The organism is Roseibium sp. RKSG952 (assembly GCF_009711355.1).
Genome location: NZ_SMMF01000961.1, coordinates 49,039 through 66,253, shown reverse-complemented (window position 1 = coordinate 66,253; position 17,215 = coordinate 49,039). Strand labels below are relative to the sequence as shown.

At 52.7% G+C, this 17,215-nt stretch carries 12 protein-coding genes; 1 reads left to right on the top strand and 11 read right to left on the bottom strand.

Annotated features, from left to right (window positions below):
* Positions 1-44: 44 nt before the first annotated feature.
* The 7 genes from E1297_RS42935 to E1297_RS42900 form a co-directional block, all read right to left on the bottom strand.
* On the bottom strand, positions 45-971 hold the full coding sequence (locus tag E1297_RS42935; RefSeq protein WP_155149283.1) for a hypothetical protein: 927 nt from the start codon (positions 969-971) through the stop codon (positions 45-47).
* Between the two features lie 141 nt (positions 972-1,112).
* Positions 1,113-3,185 (bottom strand): hypothetical protein, encoded by a 2,073-nt coding sequence (locus tag E1297_RS42930; protein WP_155149281.1) that lies wholly within the window; start codon positions 3,183-3,185, stop codon positions 1,113-1,115.
* Positions 3,186-3,203: 18 nt separating this feature from the next.
* Positions 3,204-5,339, bottom strand: coding sequence for a sulfatase-like hydrolase/transferase (locus tag E1297_RS42925; protein WP_155149280.1), 2,136 nt, complete (start codon positions 5,337-5,339; stop codon positions 3,204-3,206).
* A 2-nt stretch (positions 5,340-5,341) separates the two neighbouring features.
* Positions 5,342-6,256, bottom strand: a complete 915-nt coding sequence (locus E1297_RS42920; protein ID WP_155149278.1) for a hypothetical protein — start codon at positions 6,254-6,256, stop codon at positions 5,342-5,344.
* A gap of 5 nt (positions 6,257-6,261) precedes the next feature.
* Positions 6,262-7,878 carry a hypothetical protein gene (locus E1297_RS49995; RefSeq protein ID WP_209016339.1) on the bottom strand — a complete coding sequence of 539 codons (1,617 nt, stop codon included), beginning with the start codon at positions 7,876-7,878 and terminating at the stop codon, positions 6,262-6,264.
* Positions 7,879-7,981: 103 nt separating this feature from the next.
* A complete protein-coding gene (locus tag E1297_RS42905) occupies positions 7,982-9,835 on the bottom strand; it encodes a glycosyltransferase family 2 protein (RefSeq protein WP_209016338.1) in 1,854 nt (617 codons plus the stop codon).
* A gap of 662 nt (positions 9,836-10,497) precedes the next feature.
* A complete protein-coding gene (locus tag E1297_RS42900) occupies positions 10,498-11,634 on the bottom strand; it encodes a glycosyltransferase family 2 protein (protein WP_155149274.1) in 1,137 nt (378 codons plus the stop codon).
* Between the two features lie 444 nt (positions 11,635-12,078).
* Between E1297_RS42900 and E1297_RS42895 the strand changes: the two genes are divergently transcribed.
* A complete protein-coding gene (locus E1297_RS42895) occupies positions 12,079-12,954 on the top strand; it encodes a hypothetical protein (protein ID WP_155149272.1) in 876 nt (291 codons plus the stop codon).
* Positions 12,955-13,042: 88 nt separating this feature from the next.
* On the opposite strand, the gene E1297_RS42890 is transcribed toward E1297_RS42895, so the two are convergent.
* From E1297_RS42890 to E1297_RS42875, 4 genes are all read right to left on the bottom strand, one after another.
* Positions 13,043-13,993: a formylglycine-generating enzyme family protein gene (locus E1297_RS42890; protein WP_155149270.1), complete on the bottom strand. Its 951-nt coding sequence runs from the start codon at positions 13,991-13,993 to the stop codon at positions 13,043-13,045.
* A 522-nt stretch (positions 13,994-14,515) separates the two neighbouring features.
* Positions 14,516-15,358: a fumarylacetoacetate hydrolase family protein gene (locus tag E1297_RS42885; RefSeq protein ID WP_155149268.1), complete on the bottom strand. Its 843-nt coding sequence runs from the start codon at positions 15,356-15,358 to the stop codon at positions 14,516-14,518.
* 17 nt (positions 15,359-15,375) lie between these two features.
* Positions 15,376-16,131: an SDR family oxidoreductase gene (locus E1297_RS42880; RefSeq protein ID WP_155149266.1), complete on the bottom strand. Its 756-nt coding sequence runs from the start codon at positions 16,129-16,131 to the stop codon at positions 15,376-15,378.
* Positions 16,132-16,139: 8 nt separating this feature from the next.
* Positions 16,140-17,215: aldehyde dehydrogenase (NADP(+)) (locus E1297_RS42875; protein ID WP_155149662.1), on the bottom strand; the 1,076-nt coding region annotated here is incomplete at its 5' end.

Below are 17,215 nucleotides of genomic sequence, written 5' to 3'. Positions count from 1 at the left end.
GCAGGGTTAAACGAGGGCATTCCAATCAGGCCCAATATGCTTCCTCAAACAGGTTTTTTCCCCTGTTTGATCAGCACAGCATTTGCCTCGTTTCTGGCGCGTAGAAACTTAGGGCGCTTTTGTGGTTTGCAGGCTTCGAGAACGGCGTTGCAATACTGCGCGGTCCAATACGGCCGCCCTCGTTTCAGCAGATGGTTCAACATACGTTTCTGATAAAAAGCGCTGCTCTTGCGCGCGGTTAGGAGGGCGTAGATCTCTTGTTGCGTCAAGCTGTCTTCAATGCAACCGGTGATGATCTTGCTCAACACTCCCATGTGCCGCCACGTGGTCAGCATCCCGTGACCGTGGTGACGGCACAAATACTTTTCTGTGTTTGACCCTTGGTATAATGCGACATGCAAGGCATCCGCTGCAATTGTCGGGTCATAGAACAAGCGAACCTTACGGGCTTGACGCACACCATCCGGCCCATAGCCGTAAGCGCCTTCATAATCGCGCCTCCATGCGGGCTTAAAACGGGTTTCCCAGCCCAGAGTAACTTTGCGGCTTAGCGTGGCTTGTGGGTTCACAGCCAAAACATCTGCGCCAGGACAAGAAGCGGCGTAGGCGGTCGCAGCATACCCACCCATTGAAACCCCGTAGAAAACTACCCGCTCGAATTGTTTGAAGAAACCGTTGTCTCGAAGTCCGTCGAAAAATGTGGCTATAGCGGGGTCACGATACCAAGTGTGGCCATGGGCCATGATCCCTAATGCAGACCATCCCCGGGATGTTATGAAATCCATTCCCCAGGGCAGACGATTGTCAGGGTCCTGCCGTGCGTCATCGAGATTTTCGAATGCGACAACAAGCACTTTTCCCTTTTGAACGAACAATGCCCGATGTTCATGACTCAACTCCTCAAAGAACCCATTCTCTCCTGCGGCTTCTCGAAAATTGTCGCGCCATTTTCGGTTACGTTCGTGGTTCATGTTTGAGTTCTACTCTTCGCCTTCAAACTACAGGGGCACTGTTTGTCTCTGACAAGTGTTTTATGCGTAATCAACAGTGAACACGACAATTGCTAGCGCGTTTTTGAGCGGATGCGAAGTTCGAAAAAAGAAGCATGCGCTTCACTCTTTCCGTAACAGAGGCACCCGACCCGACAAGGCGTAGCGATGCAGTGTTTGTCCAGAAACTGCACGGCTGTCGGCTTGCCATCGGTCGCGCAAAGCACCATGGTTAGCTGTGCGGTTTTCGCGGTCTTCACTCCCCACATGACCCCATGCGTAAGCAAGGCTTAGTTCGGACTCATCTGGTTCTTCCTCTAAAACCAGGCGGATGTGACGGTCTGAAATTACCTCGGCGCCAATGATTGCCGGCAAATTTTGCGCAATGCCATCGAGACGAAACCCATGTGCATCATTCTCCAGCACCAACCCGTCCATTGATGAAAACTCGGCCAGAATTTCGCGCCCTTCCAAGTGAGCGATCTGCAGAGAAGGGCAGAACCATTGTTTTCCCATTTGCACAGCTTGAACGGCTAGATCACAGAGTTCATCCATCATGAGAGCAGACACAGAACTGGGTGTTGCCAGCGTGCCAGGCATAAGGGGCCAAGGATATGACGGAGTTGCAACAACCGATTTCACACCGGGATTGTCCAAATCAAATCGACCTTCGGACAACAACGCTTCAACACGCCCTGTGTCCTTGAAACCACCCCCTTGGGTGACAACGATTACTGGTTCGGCGGACTGTCCGGTTATCTGTGTCAGATCACGTACCAAAGAGGTGGCGGTTTGCCTGTAGTGTCTTGCCGCATCCAACTCGGAAATTGTCATGTCACCTCGAAGCAGTCCGAGGCGGAGGCGGTCAATAACCAGAGCCTTTTCCCAACCCTTCAACGTAGCGCAAGCAACCTTCACCCTTTCCAGCAACAACCTGTAGGGTTCTGCGTGCGGGTCTGCATCCGCTGCAGTTATACCGGGCTGAGGTTGGCTTAAGGCAACATTGGTAAACAGAGTTTCCCCACTCTCATGGCGACGTTCACTGCTTAGTGTTGCTTCAGACAAGGGGCCGAAAGATGCTCCGGTTCCATCCAGTTTTTCGTTCACGACATGCCAGCGGAATCTTCGCGCCAGAGTTCGGGGGACATGCAGATCGCCCCCAAATCCCACGAAACCCAATGCCGTGGGAGGTGTCTGAGCCAGTGTTACGCCATCGCGTTCTTCAAAACCGATGGTTGTTCTTTCCCACCGGTCGGAAAGATAGCGCAGGCAATCTGGTCGCACGTCCAACATCCAGACGTTTCCTCCTCCGCTAGGCCACGCAGTTTCGGGATTGGAGGGCTTGGATCGTATCCAGGCGCCCACCTTTTGAGGACGCTCAGCCTCTGCACGCATCACCAGCTTCTCAAAAGGTAATTCTGGTTTTGTGAGATAGCTCCGCCGGTTCTGGAAGGCACGGCGGAATCTGGAGGCACGTTCAACTTGGCCGCGCGCGACAAGCGCTGCTTCGATACCTTTGCGGTAAAAAGGAAAATCCTTGCGCCCTCGCAAACGTTCATAAAACAGATCCGGGGGCAACTCACCTCGCAACAAACCTGGAAGGATTGCTTTCAGGAATTTTTTCCGCCTTAGGCCGGGCGTACAGCTGGCCCCGAAACCAAAGCACTTGAGATATGTTGCCTGATTTTCATCATAAACCTGCCGCAGCCCTTTTAGTGGGTCATGAAACGGATCGTACAGGATATAGGTCCGAGCAAGATTGGCTGCGCGCGCCCTGTCCACCCCGGGCGACACGGGAGCGAGATCTTCTGGCGGATCGACAAATAAATGGGTGGCATTCGGCAGGAAATTCCCCAATGCCACCAAGCTGTGAGATGAATCTTCCGCGGCGCAGAGTGTGTGAGAACTAAAGTCATCAACCAGCAAACCATCGGCCAGAGTTTCGAAGAAAGCCATTAACTCGGGTGAAATCGAAGTTGCTTCGTCAGTGCGGACAACGCGCATCTGACTGAGCTCATCTTCCTCGCAAAGTTCGTCGGTCAGGGAAGGCATTCCGTTCTCGGTCAGGAATTGGATAACCAGACGGTTGGGAGTTCGGCGGGTCAGTGCTATGCGATATCCGGCAATAGCGATCTCTTCGCCCGTTCGCAGCGCTGCAATGAGATCGGCATGGGACTTCTCCCGAGCGTGCTCCATGTCACATCCGCTCCTGTTTCAAGCTATTTCCAGGCCGCAGATCGCTGCGAGAAGCGATGCCTGAGGCACACCTGCAAAAACCACCCGTTCCGTCCCACAGCTGAGTATCGTGTCATCTTCGGATTGCCTGACACGCACTTGCCCTAGTGATGCCCAATCACTCAGGTCAATCTTTCCACCTTGGAATCCTTGGACCTTTTGGGGCAGGCCGGTTCGCTGGATAGTGAGTGTTGTGGTCGCGCTGCGCAAAGTAACATCATTGCTGCCTTCGGCCAGAGTGATTTGCGTATCACCATGTCCCCCTGTGATCCGATTGCAGCCGCTACCGGTGACAATCGAAACAGGGCCGTGGCCACCAATCATAGTGGTATCACCGCTGTCGCCGACCATTCGGGCGAACCCCTTTCCGGCCGTCATCGTTGTTTTCCCGGTCCCGCCGTAGAGAACACAATTGGCATTTGCTGCCAGAATGGAGTTCTCGCCCTCACCACAATAGACCACCAGATCGTCATTCTGCACGGTGATACGGTTTTTGCCCGGACCGGGATGCACAGTTAGCTGGAAGCGATTTACGCTCCCAGGGAAAAGAAACTCATTGTCTTGTTGATTTCCGGTCGCAACAAAGCAGTTTACACCGCCGCTTGCATCGGCGCCATAGTGCATGCGGACAAACCCATCGGGCAGTGCTGCTGTACCGTCATGGTTTAGTGTAGAATAGTGAACTCTTGCCCCCGGCGCAGTCGGCGCAATGTCATCAGGAGAAGCGTCCAACGATCCGATGGCCCCAACACTGCCAGCTTTGGGTGGATCCGTCGAATCTGTAAAGCTTACGTGAAATGGCGCCGCACTGCCTTCTGCGTCGGGGAGGAGCAGGCCATGGGAGGCGCAAACCTGACTCAAATCTTGTCGCCATTTCGCGTAGTCTGGATGTTTACCCGCGAGGTTCTTGGTCAGCCATGGGTCGTCTTGAACATTGTGAAACTCGCTTTCACCGTTCTGATACAGCGTGATCCTATATGCGCCTTTCCGCATGGATGTATTGCCATATAGAAATGTGGGAACAGCGCGCTCTGGGTCAGAGGTACCGTGCGTCATATCTTTCAGCGATCTGCCGATCGTACTGTGCATCGGCGGGCAACCAGCATAATCAAGAATGGTCGGTCCGACATCCAATAAAGCAACTGGATCACGAACCTGTCTCGGTTGCGCATCAGGGTCGTGAATGATCAGGGGAACGCGACAGCTTTCTTCCCAGAGCGTGAATTTGCGCATCCGCCCCTTATCGCCAAGATGGTATCCATGATCTGAGGTAAATATCAGGACAGTGTTATCCGCATGGCGCGACGATTTGAGCGCGGCCCAGATGCGACCAATCTGGCTATCAACATGAGAATAGGCTGAGAAATAATTTCGAACCGATTTACGCCAGTAGTCAGCGTCTCGAAGATCCATGTTCTTTCCCATGAATCGGTCGGGATACCCGGTCGTATCGAACCCATCATTCCATGCCTCAGGTATCTGGAAATCCTGTTCGTTGTACAACCGCTTAAAGGCTTCAGGCGTTTTGAACGGTATGTGCGGATGGTGAAAGCCGATCTCGCGATAAAATGGCGCGGCCCCATCGTAGGTCTCCAGAAACTCTACTGCATCTGTCGCGGACTGATGGTCATAATAGAGTGAATCGTGTGCGGGATCAGTAGTACCGGCTCCACCGGTCAAGCCACCAAAACGCCTGACAGGGACGGATTGAGGAGGACCAAGGCGCAACGGGTGTGGGGGGTGCGAATAAAGAATATCATGCACCGGCCTGGGAAGTGGAGCAAAACTGTGGTGAACCTTCCCGGCGGTCGAACAATAGTATCCCCTTTGCTTGAGCTTGAATTGCCAAAGCTGTTCGGGGCGCAACACATCGAACAGGTTCGTATAATTGTCCAGAATGCCAGTTTGGTAAGGTGACAGACCCGACATCAGGCTATTGCGTGATGGACCACAAATCGGGGCCTGACAGTATGCCGAGTCAAACGCCGCCGAGTCCTCGGCGATCCGGTCAAGGTTGGGAAGGTGCAGGGGTGCGCCAAAAGCTTCACGATACTGAGAGTAGGCACCGCCATCGTCGACGGTAATCAGAACAATGTTCTTTTTCTCTTGCGCCATGATTACCTTTCCCCAGGCAATTTGGCCGATTGCTCATCGACGGCTGCAGCCGAAAGCTGAGATTTGCGTCTATTGGTACGAAAGGCGCGGCGAAACCTCGCAATTCTATCGTCTTTGCCACGGGTACTCAGGTGCGTTTCCATGACGATACGGTAAACGTAAAGCTCTCTCCGCTTGCGAATCCATTTATAGAACTCTGACGGTTGGAGCTCTCCGCTGATAGCGCCCTGCATAAATGGCTTCAAAAGCCCCAGTCGTCGCAGAACCACAGCCGATTTGTGCCCAAACCCGAAGCCCTGCAAGTGAATAAGCTTCTGCTGCGGTAAGCGCATGACATGTCGTTTGTCTGGTGCAAAGAAAGGATCATAGAGAACATAGGCTTTCCCCAAACCATTCAACTGAGAAGCAGCATCAGAAAAGGGTAACGACCAGTCTCTATCCCGCCCTTTGCCAAACCGCGTTTCCCAAGGAACCAGATCGCTCTGCAATGTAGATTGCGGACTAAGTGCCACGACTGTGGCACCGGGACAAAGAGAAGAAAACGTCAATGCAGCAAACCCACCCATTGACGTCCCGATCAACGCGATTTTCTCGAAGCCCCTAAAGAAGCCTGTACGCTCTAACTGTTCGAGAAACGCAATCAGCCTTGGATCGCGAAACCAGCTTGGACCACGGGCATATATACCAAGATGGCTCCAGCCGTTTTCGCGAACAAATTTCCCGGCCCAAGGTTCGATATCAGGATACGGGTAGCCCGCATCCGAAAGATTGTCGAAGGATATTACGAGTTGCGCCGTATCGCGTTCGACAAAGGATGCGGCATGTTCTCCGAACTTGTGGTACCAACCATCGTTTTCGCCAGCCGGAAATATTTCTCCGTACCAACTGGGTATCTTGTTGTGGTCCACGTCTTCCATGACAATCAGCGCTTGTGCACAATCAGAACCTGATCGCGACGGGTCTTGTCAAACTGTGCCTGAAATATGAAAGCTCCCGAGAAATCCAGTCTCATTGCATTGAATTCTGCGGCTGTTTTGCTGTCAGAATGGCTGAACACACCGTTTTTGAGGTATGACTGAAACAAAGCCGCGGTTTTTGTGATGCCGGGTTTTTCCATGGTATCGGGTTGCCATCTCAGATCCTCGATAATGTACATTCCGCCCGATTTCAGCTTTCCGAAAAGTTCCAGAAACCCATTCTGCTGATGGTGCGATGCATGGCTTGCGTCATCAATTATGATGTCGAACTCATCGTGCATATCTCGAGCAGCGTTACGGATGTTCTCACGCGTATCCATATCGCAGCGATGGAAGGTAAACCTTGGGTCGCTGAACCAACTAAAATCTGATACATCCAGACCATGAATTTGGGCTTTCGGAAAGAACTCTAGCCACATTCTCACCGAGGGTGCGTCCGTTGTGGTTCGGTCGGCATGCTTGCCGTGCTCGGGGCCCCCGATTTGCAACCCCATCTCCAAAAACGAGATATTTTTATCGCGATAAGGAAGAAAGAGCATCTGGTAGAGTTCTGAATAGCGGTGCTTTTTCGATCCTTTGTCCGAATTGTAGCGATCCGCCAAGTCGGTCAGATTTATCTTCCCTCGACCATATTTTTCAGATGCAGGAACAGGAGATGCAGGGTCAAGATCAATGGTTGTGGCTGGCATTGCAGGAGTGTCTTTAGCAATCGGCTTACTGTTTCTTTCGGGGCGACCTTTGTTGGGGATCGGCGCGAGGTCCGGATCAATTCCATGCTTGATCAGAAGCCTTCCCAACAGGCTTTTGGGGTGGGGTGCGCCGCCCTCTTTTTCTACTAAACGCGCACGCATGCGACGACCGTAAAGGTGAATGGAACAGGTGTTTTCAGTTATGTAAGGAGACACGTCGAATTTGCGCTTCAACATCATGCGACGGTCTTTGAAAGTGAATGGATAGAGCCTGTCCTGAGGCAGCGCAAACTCGATCTCACCGGTCGCGTGCAGAAAATGTGTCACTGCGTGTGGACCCCAAACACCCCATGGCTGTTCACCGACATGAACCGGATTACCTGCATCCCGGGCGGTTTCAAGCTCTTTGACATAATCCTCGCCATACCATGCGGGGATTGCAAATTCATCGCTTGTATGAGCCAGAAGCGCGCGCAGCGTATCGCTGTCACGTGGTAATCCAAGAACACCTCCATTCACGTGCTTTTCGGATTCCCAACCGTAAAAATGGCCATTGGGAGTCTCGAAAGGCTTCATGCAGTAGGCATCTGTATCAGCCCAGATCATGTTGTCGTTCTGTTCAAGCAACCGGTAGCGAAACAGATCAGAATGCAGGGCGGGGCTACCAGTACGCTCATGTGCCAGAAAGTTCTCACGCGGCAAGATATCGGCGGCATCTGCAAATTCGACGCCATCTGGCACGTTTTTTAGTGGCCCATAGTGATACAAGACAGTGGTGTGACCTGCATCCACAAATGATTTAATACAAAGCTGCTCCAGGAAGCTGAGCGATCCTTCCATCCACAGCATTCCAATGACCGGTTTCTGATTCAAGACGACCTCAATAACAAAAGACTACTTAGACTTGGCATTCCTGACCTTTCGAGCAAATTCTGCTATCAGTTACAATGGGTGACGGGCGACCAATTCAGGTAACCTAGTGTTGTGTGACATCCTGACGTTCCACCGTGAAGAACCAATCAGCATCCGGACGTTTGGCGATCACTTCATCTGGCACGACCTCCGGGCCGGACAAAAAAACATTCGCACCAAAGTGACTGTGCAAGAGCGAGAGGCGTTCCATCCGTTGGCTCGTTAACGCAGAATAGAACTGGTTGTAGTCGGGCCTCGCCTTCAGCTCCTCGATCTTGGTCCGGTGGCACTTTAGTGAATAATCATGGGCTTCGGCGATCTCAGGATCTTTGAGAAGTTTATTCAGTTCGCCGCGCATCTTTGGCAGCATCCGGGCAATAGAGCGATCGACTTCAGCGTTATTGTTCATTCGAAACCAGTAAGCGAGTCCCTGATCGCGGTCCACATGGTTCACGCGGCCCCTGTCTCTTTTTACCAGAAAGCTCTCTGCCGAACGCACAGCGTAGTGGTTGAGCTGCACAAGATCGTAACCGTAGGTTCCGGTCGTGGAGCGCCAGCTGTTGCGATACATTTGGCGAGGCAAAGGTTGCCCTGATCCGTTCACCCAATGAACACTTTCCCACAGTTGCGGATTGAGCCCTTTCGGCCGATGAACGCCCAGCTTCTTGAACAGACCAACGTTCCGGAAAAGCGTTTTGAATCCCCATGCCTGATGTGGTTTGGGTGTAAATTCACGTGCGCAACGGATGAATTGCTCGATAACAGGGCTTTCGTCAAAAAGATGCACATTGCCGTTGCCGAACAAACGCCAGGTCATTGCAATCATGTTGGCATCCGGAACGTGTTCGAACAACGCATCAAGCGTGCCATCGCCGCATTTGATATTCACAAACTCATCCACGTCGATACAGGTCACCCATGCGGCGTTGGCAACGATCTCTTCTTCTTGCGCTGAGCGGAGTGCAGCGTGCTGCGGTTTTAACCCCATCTCGCGAAACGGGTTTTCTCGGTGTTGTACGTATCCCCTGCGCTGTAAGAGCTTCAGCATTGTGTCCGTACCATCGGTACAGTCGTTTGTGTATACGATCACATCGTCGAAACCGATTGCACGATGATATGCCAGCCATTCAAGTATGAAAGGGCCTTCGTTTTTCATGGCAGTCACGATGACACGTCCGCCAGTTTGGTTGGCCGTTGGCGTCAGGGCAATTTGTGGAACACGCTCGGGGCTTCCATTCCAAAGTGCTTCAGATTGGTTGATCAGATATGAATCTTCAACCAAAGAGGTTTTGGGCACGATTTGGGAAACTGACGGCGCAGGATGACGTAGAGCAGTGAAACGGTAAAACGCCCCGGTGACAGATCCACTCGGATTGACATTGCCGATCCGAACAAGCCGCCAGACCGCGCGATCGGACACCTGATTTGGTGCTATGCACCAACGATTGCTCGCGCCGGGATTGTCAAACTGAACACAGATATGGTCACTAAAGTGCGGATTGGCCTGATCACGCAAGCGCCAAGGGTAACAGCGCCGGCCAACCAGAGAAATCAATCCACTGGATGTATTCACGGCGAGATCAAAAATGGAATCCTCACCACGAGTGATGAGGTCGCATACATCAATATTTGCGACAGCCCGAGCGTGCGATAGCCCACGCAAACGCATCATTTCATAAACTGCCACCGTGCCCAGAGGGCTATGCCAACGGTCAGGAGACGGCACGTCCATTCGGTCTTTGCCCGGGGCATCCGGGGCACAAAACGGGTGCCATTCGGGTGGTAGGTCAGCTCGGCCAAGAGGCATGTCACTGCTGAGTAATTCGACGTTGCAGTTCAGACCACGTTGCCGCTGACCGGCCTGTAAATCTCGGGCGAAAGCCTCATCCTCTCCGGGCTTTGCGCGGTCGAGGATCATAGCCGCATCCATCTGGTGTTGATCCACGTGATAGGCCAACCAATCCAGCACAACTTCGGCGTCTTCACCGTTGCGCACTGCAGCAAGTGCATTTCGCCCTTCGTAGGCGGCAAAGCTGGGTGTTGCGACCTCAATCGAACATTCCTGGCCGTCTATCGTGAACACCGGGGATACTGCATCGTGCAAATGAAAGCGCATCACCGTTTGGCCGCCGAGTGTGCCATATGTATTTAGCTCGGCACCTTGGCGTGGGCATATTTGTTCGGGCAGGACTTCTCGGTCAAAGAACAGAGTTAGAAGCCGCCCGTCGTCTCGGACCGTTTCAACTGCATCAAGAAGAACGAACGCCCCAAAATCACGGCTCTTCAGGCGGCTTCGATTAAACGCGACCATAAGGATAGCCTCTTCCACAACAGTGTTCGCACAGACAGAACACTGCGCTTCGTTCCTTCAACGGGATTACACCAGTCTGACTTTTCCAATTCAAGTTTCAGACCCATCATTTGCAATCAGTTGCGTCAAAGCGTGCCTTTTTTGTGTTCGGGGACAAACATGAATAGTCAAAGTATCTCGCCAGCGCTCCATCCTTGGTTTCTCAACAAAAGCAGTTTTCCCAGCTTAAGCGCACATCCGCAGCGGGTTTGAGCTATCTTGATCAAAGGTTATCTGGTCTTGCTGTTTTCTTCTGCTTCCGCACGATTGCGCAGTTCCGTCCCCTTTGCGTGCAACTTTCTTGCAAGTTGCGGATCCACGTCGCGCCGTTCCGTTCCAATTATTCGAGTCAAAAGCTGCAGCCCATCCAGCGTATCCATAACCTCGTTCGCGTGCTTTATGTGCCACCGTAAACCTTGTTGTGACAATCTGCTGAGTTCTTTGTCAGCGTTTAGTTCGTCGAGCATTTCCTTCAACGCAGGTAAATGACGCTGGATCGACCTTTCTTCAATCGAGTTGAAATTCCGGTCAGCCCAATATCCCAGGTCAATTTCTTTGTGCGATCGGTTTGGCAGGCCACGAGAGGACTTCACCAGATAGGCAAGGGCAGATTTGACCGAATAGTGATTGAGACAAACCAGATCCATCCCCGCCAAGGGCCCGAACGTTATTAAGCCACGCTGTTGGTAAGAACCTGGTAGTGGTCGACCTGAGCCGTTAACCCACCGAAAACTGTGCACGCGATCTCTCTCAGGTTTTTTGGGGCGATGCACGCCAAGCTTTTGATAGGTCCCGTCATTGCGGAATAAGGTTTTGAAGTGGCTTGCCTCCCAAGGCGAGTAGCAGGGAAACGGGGCTGCACGTGTGAACTCCTCCAGAACGGGCGACGCTGAAAGGTCCACCTTTCCGCTGTTGCCAAAGAGTCGCCATGTCAGCGCGTAGGCATCAGCATCAGGAGCCGAAGCAAACAGATCATCAAGATGTCCTGTACCTGTCTTGATGTTTACGAACTCATCGACGTCTGAAAACAATATCCACTCGGCAGCCTTGGTAAGCTCATGCTTGCCGGCCAGTTCTAACGCGGTCCACTGCACCCCCTTCTTTGCATAGTCTTGATTGCGCTCGTGGGTTACCCACCCCCGTGCCGCAAGCGCATCCAGCAGATCATCAGTGCCATCTGTACAGTCGTTTGAGTAAATGAGAATGTCATCAAAACCGATCAGTCGGTGATACGCTACCCACTCCAGAATATACGGCGCTTCATTTTTCATCGCCGAAATTAGGAGACGTGTCATCAGGGTACCTGCATTGTGCTTATTGATCAGAGTTGGATTGGTGCGAAGAACGCGTTTTTTGCTCGTGTTCACCTAGGTGTCAATGTCGATTGGGTTCGGTGTTTTTGCTCAGGGATTTGTATCAGCTTAGGCACAAAGATTGGGTGCCACAAACTTTGATTTTAGATTGACGCAAGTGCAAGTGCTCCCCTGCTCAACCTTTTGTCGTGCATACCTAGAACTTGCTAAGCATGACGATTTAGTATCGTCACTTGAGTTTTTTGGCATTGTCGGAGGGATATTCCCGGTGGTGCTGTGAGGTCTTTCATCTTTTTCGCTGCTTGTCCCAGTCAGGGGTTCATCTCGAAAAAATCTAACTACTTTCAGCAGGAAATTCAGGTTTCAGAACAAGATCGAAAGTAATATCTTTCAACATGTCACTGGAAGAATTATGTCCTTCTGTCGGGTGCTTTGCGACAATCGATACTTAGACTTGATGCGGGGGCAGGAGTTACAGGATGCAAGGACAAAAATAGAATGCAGTTGGTCATCCATGCTGGTGTCGCTTTTACCGATGAAGGTCGACTATTGCAGTCTCTTCAAGCCAACGGGCGTGTATTCTCAAAAAATGGCGTGGACATTCCCAGGCCTCGCAGATTTAAGCATTCGGTTTGGCCTGTCCTTCAATCATTGTGGACGGAACCACCAAGTTCGGCCCTACACGAACAATTGCGACGAGCTATACCGAACAATCCGGACGTCAAACGGACGATGTTGTCCAGCGATGAAATCCTGGGCGATATCGCCCAAGCCATCCATGAAGGCCAGTTTTATCCATTGGCAGGTCAGCGATTGGCTTATATTGATGAAGTACTGCAAGATACTCAGATTGAGTTGTTTTTAGCGGTACGGAATCCCGGTGTTTTTATTCCCAAAGTACTGATGTCATTAACTGAAGATCAGCGAAGAGCCGTTTTTGAAAACACCGACCTGAGCTGCCTGAGCTGGCTCGGTATGATTGAGGATATCAGAGATCTCGCCCCCAATGTGAAAATGACTTTGTGGAGCAATGAGGACACGCCATTGATCTGGGGTGATATTCTTCGTTTGATGGGGGGCTTTCAGGATGACGTAGCTTTCGACGATGAATATGGGTTACTAAGTTCATTGCTACGTCCGACCGGTCAGCGCGAGGTTTTGTCCTTAATCCGGCAAGATCCAGCGCCAGAGAAAGAAGATTTGCGAAAGGACTTGTCGCGCATCCTGAAAGACTTTGCAGAACCCGACAAAATCGAGGAAGAGATTGATCTACCCGGTTGGTCGGATGATATTCTCAGCGCATTTTCAGAACTGTACGAACAAGATTTGGCACAAATCGCGAACATGCCTGAAGTCCGGTTTCTGGCACCTTAAAAGGGTATTTCTGCCAACCGGATTTGCGTGAATCCCGGGTGCAAACTAAGGGATCTAAGTCGATACGTGTGCGCGTTTCGACTTTGTTTCATGAAGCTATCCTGAAGCCGGTATGCCCAGTTGAACTATCTGGCATATTCCAGGTTCTGGAGTGAACAAAGTAGCGCTCACAATAAGAGGCATGGCATAGATATGACCCACCCCGTATGATTTTACCTGGGCCATCCACCTGGGATAGCGGGTTTACAGCCGGAGATCCTTGGGTGCCATGTGGCAGTGGCCCAAACGCGTCCGCACACCATTCCCAGACGTTACCGGTCATTGTGTATAGGCCATAGTTATTTGGATCATAACTGTCGGCCGGTGCCGTGCCGACGTAACCGTCTTCTGCCAAATTCTCATTAGGGAAATTGCCTTGCCAAATGTTCTGCGCATGGCCTGACCCGGGTATGAGAGCATTGCCCCAAGGCAGACGCTTCCTCTTTAATCCACCGCGTGCTGCGTACTCCCATTCCGCCTCAGTCGGTAAACGCGTACCGGTATATTCGCAAAATGCCACGGCATCATGCCAACTGATGTGAGTTACCGGATGTCGCCCACGGGCAGTAATATCGCTTCCCGGTCCTTCGGGGCTACTCCAGCACGCGCCCTCTACGCCACACCACCAAGGGGTATGTTGGGCAAATCCTCTGGTAAGACTGGTGTCAGGTACAAATTGGTAAAAGACATAAGACCAGCCTTCAATTTCAGCGGTTGTTCGATAACTGGTCTCGGCCACGAATGCTGCAAAAACCTCATTTGTGACGGTAGTGCGCCCAATATTGAAGCCCGACAGTTTTACCCGTCGCGGCGGGCTGTCAAGATCATCCGCGTAGCGTGATTTTCTCGTCCCCATCTCAAAAATACCACCGGGAATAGGAACCATTAACGCATTGATTGTGTCACGCAGAGAACGTGAAACACCAACCTGCGGCAGTGGCGTTCGATGAGTAGTGCGCGAAGGTGTGATGGGTGCGCAGCCGCATACTTTGTTCTTCATCTGCTTGTCTCAAGATGTTCCTTGATTACCCTCATTAAGGGCGACGGTCCGCAACAAACAACACTGTGCCAGTGATCAGCTTCACCCAAGTAGCCAAACTTGATTGTTAGTGCATGATTGTCCTTTGATCCAATCGTCTTTGAAGGGCGAAAGCAAGCTGGTTTGTCAGCGGCTGACCGGAGGATCGAGGTGATAACTGCGCCGACGACAGGGTCCCAATGAGACGACAACAATGGCACCTTCAGGGAACCGATCTCTGACCACCTTGTACAAGCGCAAACTCCGCAGGCAGGGCACCTAACGCACTCAGAACCAGGGCTAAAGCCTTATTTGGAACCGTGTCGCCGCAATTATATTGAGCGGCATTGCCAAATCGGTAAGCCGAACCGGATTTCCAAGTGAAATACGCACGTCAACGCCTGTGTTGTTTGGGTTTGCACATCTCTTTAAGGCCAAACCCCGAACGCTTGATCCGGGGTTTGGCTCAACAAGTGTTTTGAGGATTACTTGAACCTTTTCAGGTTATCCGGCCACAACGTCCTGCCGCTGCACGCCTAATCCTTCTATGCCAAGCTCCATTTTGTCGCCGGGTTGCAGGTAGATCTGCGGGTCTTGCCCCATACCGACGCCGGGCGGTGTTCCTGTTGAAATCACGTCCCCGGGTTGCAGCGACATAAACTGCGACAGGTGAGATATGACGGTTGCCACGCCAAAATGCATCGTTCTGGTTGAACCGTTTTGATACCGGTGCTCATTTACCTCAAGATACATCGGCAGGTCTTGCGGGTCTGGCACCTCGTCCCGGGTCACCAACCAGGGGCCAATTGGGCCGAACGTGTCGGCGGATTTTCCTTTTACCCATTGGCCTGAGCGGTGAAGCTGAAAGTCACGCTCAGACAGGTCGTTGACAATGCAGTATCCGGCGACGTGGTCCAAGGCTTCATCCTCTGAGATGTATTTAGCCTCTTTGCCGATGACCGCGCCCAGTTCCACTTCCCAGTCGGTTTTGACAGACCCGCGGGGGATTTCGACCGTATCGTTGGGGCCAACGATGGCAGAGGTTGCCTTGAAAAAAATCACTGGCTCAGCAGGCAACTCCATGCCGCTTTCCGCGGCGTGGTCGGCATAATTCAGACCAATGCAAATGAATTTGCCGACATTGCCGACACAAGGGCCAATGCGTGGATCGCCGTCTACAACAGGCAGGCTGGCCACATCTACAGTGCGCAGTTTTTCAAGAACGGCATCACCAAGAGTTTCACCAGAGATGTCATCGACCAAATCGGAAAGGTCGCGAACAGTGCCGTCCGAGGCTAACATGCCGGGTTTCTCAGCGCCTCGGGGGCCATAACGTAGCAATTTCATTATAAGGTCCTTCCTGCTCAGATCGTCCAGCCGCCGTCGATGGCAAAGGGCTGACCCGAAGTGTATTTGCTTGCGTCACTGGCCAAATACAGTGCCAGTTCTGCAATCTCTTCCGCTGTGCCAATTCGACCCATCGGTTGACGGGCGATGAAATCGGTCATTGCCTGTTCATAGTCTCCGGTGGCCTGCAGTCTTTCATGCAGGCTCGGGCTGTCGACGGTGCCCGGACATATTGCGTTGCAGCGGATGCCCTGGGTCACGAAATCGGCAGCCACAGATTTGGTCAAGCCAATTACGGCCGCTTTTGAGGCGCAATAGGCAAATCGGTTGGGCACACCCTTCATGGATGATGCGACCGACGACATGTTGATGATTGACCCGCCGCCTGCTTCCAGCATTCCCGGAAGGGTCAGTTGGATCAGTCTGAACATGGCTTTGACGTTGAGATCAAAACTGAAATCCCAGTCCTTTTCGTTGCACTCAAGGATTGAGCCGCCGGCAACATAACCCGCACAGTTAAACAAAACGTCCAGATTTGGCAGGTTGGCTATAGCAGCGGTCACGGCCTCATTGTTCGTTACGTCCAGATTGAGCGGTTCAATCCCGGGGATACTGCCCAATTCGGCAAGAGAAGCATCGTTGATGTCGCTCGCGATCACACGGGCACCTTCGGCCGCAAACAATTCAGCGGTTGCGCGTCCAATGCCTTGACCGGCCGCCGTGATCAGAGCGGTCTTATCCGCAAGCCGGTTGGATGGTTTGAATGTCGACATGGGCAACCTCACAGTTTCTCGGGCAGAAGGTCAGATGGGATGTCCTGATAACAAACCGGTCGCAGAAAGCGCCGGATCGATAATGTCCCGACGGATGTGGCACCAAAATTGGTCGAGGCAGGGTAAGGGCCGCCGTGGACCATGCTGTCGCAAACTTCGACTCCTGTGGGAAAGCTGTTGGCAAGCAGGCGCCCTGCCTTTCGCTCGAGCAGCGGCAGCAATGCCTGAGCCGCTGGTTTGTCGTCTTCATCGAGGTGCAGCGTGCATGTCAGCTGGCCTTCTATGGCCCTGGCGATTTGTTGCATCTGCTCAATGTCTTTCACGCGCACTATAATGCCTAAAGGTCCAAAGACCTCTTCCTGCAACTTGTGATCGGCGAGCCAGTCATCACCGGAAACGGTGAAAAGATATGGGGCAGAGACGCGCCCGTCGCATCCGGTGCCCATGACCTTCGAAACGCCTGTTCCAGCGGCGACACGTGAAACACCGTCCCGATACGCCGCCGCAATTCCATCGGTCAGCATGGTCTGGTCATCCACCGAAGACAGGCCGGCCTCGGCTGCGGACTGAAATGCATCGGCATCCGGACCGGCAATGATCACGGCGATACCGGGATTGGTGCAGAACTGACCTGCGCCCATCGTCAGCGAAGTCGCCCAGCCCGCACCGATCTCAACTCCGCGCGCGGCTGCGGCTCGTGGCAGTATGAACATTGGGTTGACGGAACCCAGCTCTCCAAAAAACGGAATGGGCTCATCGCGTTGCGCGCACAGATCAAACAGGGCGCGCCCTCCACCCAGGCTGCCGGTAAAGCCCACCGCCCGGATCAACGGATGTTGTACCAAACGGGTGCCAATATCGCGTTTGCCGCCCTGAACCAATGAAAACACTCCGGGATGAACCCCGGTTGCCTTGATGGCGGCGTCGATTGCTTGGGCCACGATCTCGCCAGTACCGGGATGGGCCGAGTGACCTTTGACGACGACCGGGCACCCCGCAGCCAGCGCCGCGGCTGTGTCGCCACCCGCGACAGAAAATGCCAAAGGAAAGTTAGACGCACCAAATACAGCAACGGGGCCCAGTG

Bases quoted from the DNA above. Each gene is read 5' to 3' on its own strand.
- E1297_RS42935 (WP_155149283.1), bottom strand. From the start codon at position 971: ATGAACCACGAACGTAACCGAAAATGGCGCGACAATTTTCGAGAAGCC.
- E1297_RS42930 (WP_155149281.1), bottom strand. From the start codon at position 3,185: ATGGAGCACGCTCGGGAGAAGTCCCATGCCGATCTCATTGCAGCGCTG.
- E1297_RS42925 (WP_155149280.1), bottom strand. From the start codon at position 5,339: ATGGCGCAAGAGAAAAAGAACATTGTTCTGATTACCGTCGACGATGGC.
- E1297_RS42920 (WP_155149278.1), bottom strand. From the start codon at position 6,256: ATGGAAGACGTGGACCACAACAAGATACCCAGTTGGTACGGAGAAATA.
- E1297_RS42905 (WP_209016338.1), bottom strand. From the start codon at position 9,835: ATGATCCTCGACCGCGCAAAGCCCGGAGAGGATGAGGCTTTCGCCCGA.
- E1297_RS42895 (WP_155149272.1), top strand. From the start codon at position 12,079: ATGCAGTTGGTCATCCATGCTGGTGTCGCTTTTACCGATGAAGGTCGA.
- E1297_RS42890 (WP_155149270.1), bottom strand. From the start codon at position 13,993: ATGAAGAACAAAGTATGCGGCTGCGCACCCATCACACCTTCGCGCACT.
- E1297_RS42885 (WP_155149268.1), bottom strand. From the start codon at position 15,358: ATGAAATTGCTACGTTATGGCCCCCGAGGCGCTGAGAAACCCGGCATG.
- E1297_RS42880 (WP_155149266.1), bottom strand. From the start codon at position 16,131: ATGTCGACATTCAAACCATCCAACCGGCTTGCGGATAAGACCGCTCTG.